At 50.3% G+C, this 10998-nt stretch carries 6 protein-coding genes, 5 tRNA genes and 1 rRNA gene; 10 read left to right on the top strand and 2 right to left on the bottom strand.

Translation table 11 applies throughout. From position 1 onward, the window contains the following. The 6 genes from DWX00_RS08780 to DWX00_RS08755 form a co-directional block, all read left to right on the top strand. Positions 1-205: ribosomal RNA gene (locus DWX00_RS08780) — 23S ribosomal RNA — on the top strand; the annotation flags it as partial. An 83-nt stretch (positions 206-288) separates the two neighbouring features. After that, positions 289-360 (top strand) — tRNA-Asn (locus DWX00_RS08775). Positions 361-414: 54 nt separating this feature from the next. Further along, positions 415-486: transfer RNA gene (locus DWX00_RS08770), tRNA-Glu, on the top strand. Between the two features lie 26 nt (positions 487-512). Next, a tRNA-Thr gene (locus DWX00_RS08765) sits at positions 513-585 on the top strand. Between the two features lie 4 nt (positions 586-589). Next, a tRNA-Ile gene (locus DWX00_RS08760) sits at positions 590-663 on the top strand. Between the two features lie 34 nt (positions 664-697). Continuing rightward, positions 698-771: transfer RNA gene (locus tag DWX00_RS08755), tRNA-Asp, on the top strand. Positions 772-891: 120 nt separating this feature from the next. Here DWX00_RS08755 and DWX00_RS08750 read toward each other — a convergent pair. After that, on the bottom strand, positions 892-1509 hold the full coding sequence (locus DWX00_RS08750; protein ID WP_022461984.1) for a flavodoxin family protein: 618 nt from the start codon (positions 1507-1509) through the stop codon (positions 892-894). A gap of 159 nt (positions 1510-1668) precedes the next feature. Between DWX00_RS08750 and DWX00_RS08745 the strand changes: the two genes are divergently transcribed. Continuing rightward, entirely contained in the window at positions 1669-5001 is a 3333-nt protein-coding gene (locus DWX00_RS08745) for an alpha-L-rhamnosidase (RefSeq protein WP_158578783.1), read from the top strand. A 104-nt stretch (positions 5002-5105) separates the two neighbouring features. Here DWX00_RS08745 and DWX00_RS08740 read toward each other — a convergent pair whose 3' ends face one another. Next, positions 5106-5480, bottom strand: a complete 375-nt coding sequence (locus DWX00_RS08740; RefSeq protein ID WP_055221737.1) for a metal-dependent transcriptional regulator — start codon at positions 5478-5480, stop codon at positions 5106-5108. Positions 5481-5731: 251 nt separating this feature from the next. Between DWX00_RS08740 and DWX00_RS08735 the strand changes: the two genes are divergently transcribed. From DWX00_RS08735 to DWX00_RS08725, 3 genes are all read left to right on the top strand, one after another. Further along, positions 5732-6910, top strand: coding sequence for a serine hydrolase domain-containing protein (locus DWX00_RS08735; RefSeq protein WP_118595056.1), 1179 nt, complete (start codon positions 5732-5734; stop codon positions 6908-6910). 332 nt (positions 6911-7242) lie between these two features. After that, positions 7243-7470 carry an HPr family phosphocarrier protein gene (locus DWX00_RS08730; protein WP_147398244.1) on the top strand — a complete coding sequence of 76 codons (228 nt, stop codon included), beginning with the start codon at positions 7243-7245 and terminating at the stop codon, positions 7468-7470. 186 nt (positions 7471-7656) lie between these two features. Continuing rightward, entirely contained in the window at positions 7657-10992 is a 3336-nt protein-coding gene (locus DWX00_RS08725; protein WP_118595054.1) for a 3'-5' exonuclease, read from the top strand. Positions 10993-10998 lie beyond the last annotated feature (6 nt).

Raw genomic sequence — 10998 nt, 5'->3', positions numbered from 1 at the left:
GGTTGAACCGCCAGGTTCACGGCCGGGTAGCCAAGTCGGGAAGGGATAAACGCTGAAGGCATCTAAGCGTGAAGCCCCCCTCAAGATGAGATATCCCATTCGAAAGAAGTAAGACCCCTTGAAGACGACGAGGTAGATAGGGCAGAGGTGGAAGTGCCGTAAGGCATGGAGCTGACTGTTACTAATCGGTCGAGGGCTTGACCTGAATGGTTGTGTTCACAGAAATGGAATGATAGATGTAAAGTGTATGCGGTTTTGAAGGTATATCAAATATCTTCAATTAAATAATCCTCGATAGCTCAATGGTAGAGCATTCGGCTGTTAACCGAAGGGTTGTTGGTTCGAGCCCAACTCGGGGAGTGAATGCGACCTGTAAGAGTTTCTTACAGGTCAGTTCTTTCAAAAAGTAAATATGGCTCCGTGGTCAAGCGGTTAAGACATCGCCCTTTCACGGCGGTAACACGGGTTCGATTCCCGTCGGAGTCACTGAATATAAAATATTTGTTATGTATGCCGATGTGGCTCAATTGGCAGAGCAGCTGATTTGTAATCAGCAGGTTATCGGTTCGAGTCCGATCATCGGCTCTTTGGACCTTTAGCTCAGTTGGTTAGAGCAACCGGCTCATAACCGGTCGGTCCCGGGTTCGAGTCCCTGAAGGTCCACTTTAGTTCCATATTTTATATTCTGTATATGTCTGGCCCGGTGGCTCAGCTGGTTAGAGCGCCGCCCTGTCACGGCGGAGGTCGTCGGTTCGATCCCGATCCGGGTCGCTTTAAAAAGTCTGCGGAAGCAGGCTTTTTTCGTGTATAAAATTTTTTCCAGCTATAAAAGATGCCGTATTCCAGACATAGAAAAAAGTCTGAAAGACGGCATCTTGCTTAACAGATAAATTAACGGATAAAGTTTGTGCCGACGCGCGGTTCCTTTTCCGGAAGACCAAAGGATTCTTTTCCGAGCTGGATGCTCTTCATCAGAAAACTCATATTCCGTGCAAGGGTACGCATGATCTGCAGGCCTTCGAGATCTTGCTGTGCCTCGTCCGCATTATTTCCATGGATACTGTTCCAATACTGGCCGGAAGCAACCGGCATGCCGGAGATGGTGAAGTATTTGTTCAGCTCATCAAAGGTAGCGGAAAGACCGCCGCGGCGTGCAGAGACAACCGAAGCGCCGACTTTCATGGTCTTGTCAAAGTGTGTGCTGTAGAACAGCCGGTCAAGAAAAGCAATAAGTGTTGCATTTGCAGATGCATAATAAACCGGACTTCCGACAACAAGGCCGTCAGCCTCTTCAAATTTCGGAGCAACCTCATTTACCATATCGGAAAAAGCACATTTTCCGAGCTTGGAACAGGCACCGCAGGCAACACAGCCGCGGATATCTTTATTTCCGATATGTACGATTTCCGCCTCAATACCGTTTTCTGTAAAGACTTTTTCCATTTCGTGCAGGGCAGTATAAGTGCTGCCTTTTGCGTGAGGACTTCCGTTGATTAATAATACTTTCATTTGATGGTACCTCTCTTTCGTAATTTCCTTTATTATAACACCGGAAAAGATGCAAATAAAGACGCTTTTTTGGGCAAAAACTGATCTTAACAGAAATAGCTGCTGGACGGTATAATACAATCAGCAAAGAAGGCAAAACTTGCAATGGGAGGTTACCAAATGAAGATAGAGAGAATTCTGATTGAAGATCAGATGGCACCGATCGGGCTGGATGAGAAAAAACCGGCATTTTCCTGGCTGCTGACGGCAGAAGAAGGAGAACAGAATCTGATGCAGAGCGCATGCCGGATCGTTGTGCACATCGGAGAAGATACTGTGTGGGACAGCGGAAAAATGGAAACCGGCGTATCAACAGGGATTGGTTATGAAGGAGAAGCACTGCAGCCCTGTACCAAATATGAGGTAAAAGCAGAGGTGTGGGATAACCACGGCGGAAAAGCAGAAGCAGAAAGTTCCTTCGAGACAGGCCTTATGGATTCTTTGTATGCAGCATGGGAGGGAGCTGAGTGGATCGGCGCACCGCATGCGACGGTATGCGCGGAAAACCGCGGTGTTTTTACGATCGAGAGTGAATTTCGGATGGAAGGCGGGAAGGGAGAAGCGGGTATCGTCTTTGGAGCCAATGACTTCCGTCTGAACGATCATACGAAAAATGAGCTTGGCATGGAAGGGGAGAACTATATCCGTTATGCTGTGTGCCTTGAGGATGGAGATGCACGCCTCGAAATTTACCGCGTGGGCTATGCGCCGGAGGATACAGCGGAAAAACCGTTTGCCGTTACGAAACTGGTCAACTGGAAAGAGAAAACACAGGAAATCCTGACACCAGAGAATGCCGATGCCTTTCATAAGCTGACCGTAGAGGTTGACGGCAATGTGGCATACGCCTATGTCGACGGCATCCTCGTGGATGCCATTGAAGAGCATGGATTTTTTGGAACGAAAGTATCAGGCCGCCAGCTGAATCCGAGAGGAAATAACGATGTGCTGCCGTATCCGAGACTGAATGAGATCGGATTTTATGCAGGAAAAGGGACGACAGGATATTTTAAGAATCTGACCGTAAGAAACGTAAGAAAACCATCCGCGGAAATTGTTCGTGAGACGCCGGAAGGACGGCTGGATGGGGGAAAAAGTATCTTTGCGGATCAGATTCCGGTGGAAAACGGATACTTTAAAGTAGAAGACAGCCAGATTACGGCAGATCCGTCCCATCATTCAATTCCAATGCTGCGGTCGTGTATTTCCTGCCAGAAAGAGAAAAAACTGGTATCGGCACGCCTTTATATTACTGCGCGCGGTATCTACGACTGCCGGATCAACGGACAGGAGATCACGGAAGATCTGCTGCGTCCGGGTCTGACACAGTATGACCACAGAATGAACTATCAGACATACGATATCACAGGGCTGATGAAACCGGGCCGAAACGGAATCGGCGTGACGCTGGCATCGGGCTGGTGGAGCGAGGCACAGACCTTTGTGGTGAAGAACTTCAATTACTTTGGAGACAAGGAGAGTCTGCTTGCCAAGGTTGTCATGAAGTACGAGGACGGCAGCCGCGAGGTCTTTGGAACAAATACCGAGGATTGGAAGTATTTCGGAGAAGGTCCTTACCTGTTTTCCAGCTACTTTGCCGGAGAGCAGTACGATGCGCGCCGGGCAGAGGTTTACGAAACTTATTCTCTGCCGGAGTTTGATGACAGCACCTGGGAAAAGCCAGTTGTTGTGGATACCGTCATGATCGAAGAGTTCTGCACGATGCCGGGCTTTGGACGGTCCTGGCCGGCGGTTCATGAGCAGAAGCCGGAATATATCGGTGAGTACGATGCGCCGGTGCGGATTGTGGACCGGAGAACGGCAAAGACGAGAAAAGAGCTGTTCCCGGGTGTGTATCTCTACGATCTGGAACAGGAGATGGCCGGTGTACCGCGGATTACACTGCATGAGAAGGCGGGCACAAAGATCATCATCCGCTATGCGGAGGTGCTTTATCCGGATCTGCCGGAGTATGCTGGAAAAGAAGGCACGATGATGCTGGAAAATTACCGGGATGCGACGAGTACGGATGTTTATATCTGCCGCGGCGGGGAAGAGGTGTTCCAGCCGAAGTTTACCTTCCACGGCTACCGCTATATTGAGATCAGCGGTGTGGAGCATGCGCCGGAGCTGGAAGAAGTAGAGAGTCTTCAGTATTCTTCTGTGACGGAATTCCATGGAAGCCTTACGAGTAGCCATAAACTGCTGAACCGGTTTGCCGAGAATGTTTCCTGGTCACAGAAATGCAACTTTATCAACATTCCGACCGACTGCCCGCAGAGAAATGAGCGCATGGGCTGGGCGGGCGATACGCATATTTTCTGCCATACGGCGCTCAACAACAGCAGCCTGAAGAAATTCTATGAGCGGAACCTGCAGGCGATGCGTGATCTGCAGACACCGGAAGGCCAGTACCCGGAGATTGCACCGGTGGGCGGCGGATTCGGCGGCATTACGTATGAGTGTGCGAGTATTTTTATGGCGTGGGAACTGTATGGGCAGTATGGGGATATCCGCACACTGGAGAAATTTTATCCTGGCATGCAGAAATATATGGACTATATGAAGGATAAGGGTCTGCCGGGAACGAAGGTAAATCCGGCGATCGGACCGCTTGGCGACTGGCTGGCACCGGAAGAGACGGATCTGCTGCTTTTATGGAATGCATTCTATTATAAAGAAGCCGATCTGATGAGCCGGATTGCCGGTGCGCTCGGAAGAACAGAGGAGCAGCATCAGTATGAGGCGCTTGCTGCGAAGGTGAAGAAATTCTGGAATGAGACATTTGTACTTCCGGATTCCGGAAAGACCTGCAATGCGGACGGAACGCTGTGTGATACGCAGTGCTCGTATGCAATTGCACTGTCTTATGGTGTGGCAGAAGACAGAAAGAGAATAGGAGAGCATCTGATCCGAAAGACGAGAGCGATCGGCTATACGGTCGGAACGGGATTCTTTGGAACGGGTATTCTGAACCAGATGCTGACCGAGCAGGGCGCTGTGGGGGATGCCTGGAAGATGATGCTGCAGACGGCATTCCCGTCGTGGCTGTATCCGGTGACCCAGGGAGCGACGACGATCTGGGAGCACTGGGATTCCTACACGAAGGAAAAAGGCTTCGGCGGACAGAATGCGATGAACTCGTTCAATCATTATTCTCTCGGAAGCGTTCTTTCCTGGCTGTATCACACGGGACTTGGTATCCAGAGAGACGAGACAAAACCGGGTTATCAGCACATTCTGCTGAAACCGCAGCCGGGCCCGCTCGAGTTTATGAAAGGTTCCGTAGACAGCCCGTACGGCGTGATTTCTGCCGGATGGGAGCGGAAAGGTGGCAAAATAGAGTATCAGGTTACGATTCCGGTCAATACAACGGCAACCCTGTTTAAAAACACGGAGGATCCGGCGGATACCGTGGAACTGGGAAGCGGAACGTATACTTTTATGCTGTAAAAAGAAAACCCGAAAGGCTCCGGCAAAGAAATGGGAGACTTTCGGGCGGAAAGAGAAACGCTGTCGGAGAGAAGAGAACTCCGGCAGCGTTTTCTTTGTCATGTTTATTTTTCGGCAGTCATGTGCAGATGACGTTTGATCGCTTCAAAGCTTTCCTGGCTGATGACATGCTCGATGCGGCAGGCATCTTCCGTGGCGGTCTGCTCATCAACACCAAGGCTCATCAGGCCGCGGGAGAGGAGCTGGTGGCGCTCATAGATCATCTCTGCGATCGCGCGTCCGCTGTCGGTCAGGTAGATGTAGCCTTCCGGCGTTACGCGGATCTGCTCTTTTTCTCTTAAGTTTTTCATGGCAACGCTGACACTTGATTTTTTAAAGCCAAGTTCTTCTGCAATATCAACACCGCGTACAACGGGTTTTTTCTGACTTAAGACTAAAATGGTTTCCAAATAATTTTCTGCGGATTCGTTCGTTTTCAGCAAGATGTTCACCTCGTTTTTCTAAATAGCTGAAGATTCATAAATATATATACATATAGAATAGCATATTTTTCGGAATAGGGCAATGATGGTTTTTGATGGTTTTTCTTAATTTCAGAAAAGTTGTAAGATTTCAGAAAAAAAAGACAATGAGGATAGAAGAAGAAAAGCAAGATAAAAGATGACAGGGGGCAAAAAGAGAGGTAAAATAGGAAAAAACAATGAAATTTAGATGGAGGTTAGAACATACCATGGAACAGGTGATAAAGAAAAGACTGCAGCAGGTGATGGATGCGTCTGTTGCAAAAAGAGAGACACCGGGCTGTCTTCTGATGGTGATCAAAGACGGAGAGGAGCAGGTTTATCTGGAGAGCGGATATGCGGATATCGAAGCGAAAAAGCCGGTTTCCCGCGATAATATTTTCCGTCTCTACTCCATGAGCAAGCCGATTACCGCGACGGCCATGATGATTCTGGTAGAGCGCGGAATCGTCGATCTGGCGGATCCGGTCAGCAAGTATCTGCCGGGCTTCCGGAACCCGGTTGTATGTACAGCGGATGGGAAGATAGAAAAAGCGGAGCGGGAGATCCTTCTGGAGGATATTATGAATATGACATCCGGGCTGACGTACGGCGGAACGGATGAGACGGGACGGCAGACCGATGCACTTTTTCAGGAGGTGATCCACGGACTTAAGGAAGAAAACGGCGGAACGATCAGTACAGTAGAATTTGCAAACCGTCTTGGAAAAGTCCCGCTTCTGTATCAGCCGGGCCAGTCCTGGAGTTATGGAACGTCGGCGGATGTCGTAGGTGCGGTGATTGAGGTGGCAAGCGGCATGCGCTTTGGGGATTTTCTGAAAAAAGAAATTTTCGAGCCGCTCGGCATGAACGATACCGATTTCTGGGTTCCGGAAGAAAAGCAGGATCGTCTGGCGAAGGTGTATGACTGCAGGGAGGGACAGCCGTCCGTCCGTTATCTGGACAATAACCTTGGCATTCAGAACGATATGGCGTACCGCCCGGCATATGAGGCAGGCGGAGCAGGCCTTGCATCTACCATCGACGATTATGCGAAATTTACGCAGATGCTGCTGAACGGCGGCACCTACAACGGTGTACAGATTCTCCGTCCGGCGACGGTAAAATTTCTGGGAGGCCACACATTAAGCGCGGTACAGCAGGCAGGCTTTGATAACTGGATCGGTCTGGAAGGATTTTCCTACGGAAATCTGATGCGTGTTCTGGTAGATCCGACGCGTGCGGTAACGCTGGGAAGCAAGGGTGAGTTCGGCTGGGACGGCTGGCTTGGATGCTACATGGAAGTCGTGCCGGAGCAGAATATGACATTTCTGATGATGACCCAGAAAAAAGATGCCGGAACGTACACCCTGTCCCGGAAGATCCGAAATATTATTTTCAGCGAATAACTTTTCATGAGAGTGATTCTCAAGTAAGGCCTTCCGGCCCGTCAGATCAGACGAAAAAAGTGCCGGAAAAGAAACAACTTAACGAATCAGACGGAACATATGAGCAAATTGCTGTAAAACTACGTCGAATTTTGTCTAAAACGGATATTTGCAGTGAGACAGATGTATGCTATTTTAGTGTCAGTCGAAAATGAAGGCGATTTCACTACTACTTTCAGAAAAAACAGCAAAAAAGGAATATCGTGTAAGCTTTTGACCGATTTTGAAGGAAATAAAAGAAAGAATTCAAAATCATGAAAAAAAGACCAAAAAGCAGAAAGGATGCAGAAAATATGATTTCGTTACCGTTAAAGTTTGATGAAGTAGAGAGTGTAGAAGAATTTGTAAATATGGTGAAACGCCTGGATTACGACGTTGACGTAAAAATAGGACAATGCGTCTTTGATGCGAAATCCCTGATGAGTGTCCTGATGATCGCCGGAAACCCGGATGCGGTTGTGGAAGCCCATACGAACGATATCGAAGCATTTAAAAAGAAATTTAAGGATTACCTTCAGTAAGAAAAAAAGTCGGAAAGGCACTGTGTGTAAGATGCATGGTGTCTTTTTTGATGCACGAAAAAGCGGGTGAAGTATCTTGCCGGGGAGACGTGTGCATGGTAAAATAAAGTCTATTGGGATGGAAATAAGAGAATCAAAAGAACGGGCTGATGTAGAAGAAGTTTTTCGTAAAAAAGGAGGTACAAAGTGGAAGAAGAGAAACTGGAAAGAAGCATCAGAAAATCAGAGATTCCCGGACTTACGAGGGAAGAGGAGGAAGCACAGCTTGCGAAGGTGATCGGGATTGCCGAGCAGAATCTGGAACAGGCGAAGGCGGATATCCGGTTGGCGAATGAGGATCTGGCGGATCTGATGGAGACGTACGACGCAAAAGAGGCGGAAGGCCTGGCGCTCTGGAACAACGCGACGGCGAAGCTGAATGCGTACCAGCACGGCATGGCGCGGCTGGAAAAAGCGAGAAAGAAGCCGTATTTCGGGCGGATTGATTTTCAGGATCCGCGGCTTTCGTTTTTAGAGTCCTATTACATCGGGCGCGTCGGCATTTCCGATGAGAAGGCGGAACCGGTTGTGCTGGACTGGCGGGCGCCGATTTCTTCCGTCTATTATGAGAACAGCACCGGGCCGTGCAGCTATACGGTGAGTTCAGAGGGTACTTTTTCGATTGATCTGAAAAGAAAGCGGACGTATGAGATTGAAAATGACCATCTGAAAGACTTTTTTGATTCCGATGTGGTAGCGAACGATGAGCTGCTGACAAAGTATCTGGCGAAGAACAAAAAAGCGGTGCTCGGTGAGATCATTGCGACGATCCAGCAGGAGCAGAACCTCATTATCCGCAGATCCCCGAAGACGAATCTGATCGTACAGGGCGTGGCTGGCTCCGGAAAGACGACGGTGGCGATGCACCGGATTTCGTACATCCTCTATAATTACGAGGAGGACTTCCGGCCGGAGGATTTCTATATCATTGGAAGCAACCGCATTCTGCTGAACTACATTACCAGCGTTCTGCCGGAACTCGATGTGTACGGCATCCGTCAGATGACGATGGAGCAGCTTTTCATCCGGCTTCTGTATGAGGACTGGGACGAAGAAAAGTACATGGTACACACCATCGACCGCGCGGATGAGAAAAACAGCATAAAGGGCGGAAGCGGCTGGTTTTTCGATCTGGAAAATTTCTGCCGTACGTACGAGGCAGAGCAGATTCCGCGGGAGCCGGTGCGGCTGGAAAAAACGGGAACATTGCTTCTGGACGCCGAGTATATTGATAACTATTGCAGGGAGCAGTCCACACTTTCCATGGAAGGAAAGATGTGCATGCTGAACGAGATCCTGCTGGCAAAATTTGAGAATGAGGTTTCGGGAAAAGAAGTGACGTTTCCGGCGCGCGAAAAAAAGGCGCTGAAGCGGAAATACGAGAAATATTTTGGAGATGGAAAATGGCGGGGATCCATTTTTGATCTCTATTTACAGTTTCTGGAGCAGCAGGCGGAGAAAGGAAAAGCGGTGGAAGTGCCGGAAAACTCCTTTGATGTCTATGATCTGGCGGCGCTGGCATACCTCTATAAGCGGATCAAGGAAAACGATCCCGTGCGCGAGGCGAGCCATGTGGTCATCGACGAGGCGCAGGATTTCGGGATGATGGCGTACCAGGTGCTTCATTACTGTCTGCGTGACTGTACGTATACCATTATGGGAGATACGTCGCAGAATATCCATTTTTCCTACGGCCTGAACGACTGGGAGGAGTTGAAAAAGCTGATTCTGACCGGCACGTACGATGCGTTCGGCGTTCTGCGGAAGAGTTACCGGAATACGGTGGAGATCTCCGATTTTGCAAACGAGATTCTGCGGCATGGGGACTTTGCGATCTATCCGGTGGAGCCGGTGCTGCGGCATGGAACGGCGGTGCGGAAAGAAGCATTTGACGATGAAGCGGCGCTGCTCGCCGCGGGTGTTCAGACAATCAAGACATGGCAGGCGCAGGGATATGAGACGATTGCCGTTGTATGCCGGGATGAGGCAGAAGCGGCGGATACGGCGCGGAAGCTGAAACAATACGTGCCGGTTGTGGAGGAGGATCTCGAGACGGCAGAGTTCGGCGAGGGCGTGATGGTGCTCCCGGTGGCATATACGAAAGGTCTTGAGTTCGATGCGGTGCTGCTTCTTGATCCGACGGAAGAAAAATATCCTGAAAATGACGGGCAGGTGAAGCTGCTTTACGTGGCGGCGACGCGGGCACTGCATGAGCTGGCGGTGCTGTATACAGGAGAACTGACGGGAATCCTTGCCAAAGAAGCGCCGAAGGGCCGTCACAATCAGGAATTTGCCATGGAGACGCTGACGAAGGCGAAAGAGTATGAGAAGGTTTCGCTGACGCAGAAGGAGGCGCGTGAGGAGAACCGCGCGATCGGCATTCAGGAGATGGACGAGCGGAACAGCCATGGACCGAAACGGATTGTGATCAAGCCGGAGCAGAGGCCGGGAATGGCGCTTGGAAATACAAGCACGACCGGAACAGCGGTGATGGCAAAAGGCAGTACGGCAACGCGGAGGGCTGCGGCAGAAACGGGAGAAGAAATTGCCGCAAAGACAATGCAGCAGCGTGCACCGGAAGGGGTGTCATCTATTTTTGCTGGTGCGGCTTATCATGGAAAGGCAGGCGGCAAAGCGCCGGGAAGCAGACGGAGTGCAGGAACACAGGCAGGAATGCAATATGGAACGGGCACGGCCGGAGTGCAGAGTGCAAAAAGACCAGGCGGAGCAGGTATGGTACCAGGAGAAGCCGAGAAGACGGAGCGCCTGAATACCTCACCTTACGCTTTCGGTGCAATCCCGGAAAACGAGCTGCTGCGCATCAAGGGCCATTCGAAGATCAAGTGTGCGGTGAAATGGGCGAAGAAAGGAAAATCGGCGGTTGAGATTGCCAGCATGTACGGCATCTTACGCATCACCCCGATCACGCCAGAGGTGATCCGCATCAGTTTCGTAAAGGGTGTGACCGCAAAAGTGCAGGACACGTACTGGAAGCCGAAGGCAGATACCGCGTTTCCGTGGAGTGCGAAAGAATCGAAGACGGCGGTTCTGGTCGAGACGGAAAAGCTGCGCGTCATGGTAGAAAAAAAGGACGGCGCGGTGCAGTTCCTGACGCCGGACAACAAACCAATCCTTTCCGAGAAGCGTGACGAGCCGCGCATGATCGACGGCGGCATGACATGGACGTTCTTCGACTGGAGCGGTTCCGAAAAGCTGAAAGCAAAAGGCATTCTTTCGACCGAGTGGCTGGATCTGACCGCGAAGGCGCGCTACGTCTCTTTTGGCGGAAAGCAGGCGCGGATGCCGCTGTTTGTTTCGAACCGCGGCTACGGCATTGCGGCCGCCGCGTCCCGGACGGCACTGCTGTGCAATGTACGGACGTTTGGAACGTATCTTCACACCGCAGGGGACGGACAGATTGATTATTACTTCATTCTCGGAAAAGACCGGGAGGAAATTGTAAAACAGTATAAAGAGCTATAAAAGGAG

It is taken from the genome of Blautia sp. AF17-9LB (assembly GCF_003479185.1).
Lineage (GTDB): Bacteria > Bacillota > Clostridia > Lachnospirales > Lachnospiraceae > Fusicatenibacter > Fusicatenibacter saccharivorans.
Note: the sequence above shows the minus strand (reverse complement) of the source record. Positions and strands in the feature narration are given on the sequence as shown.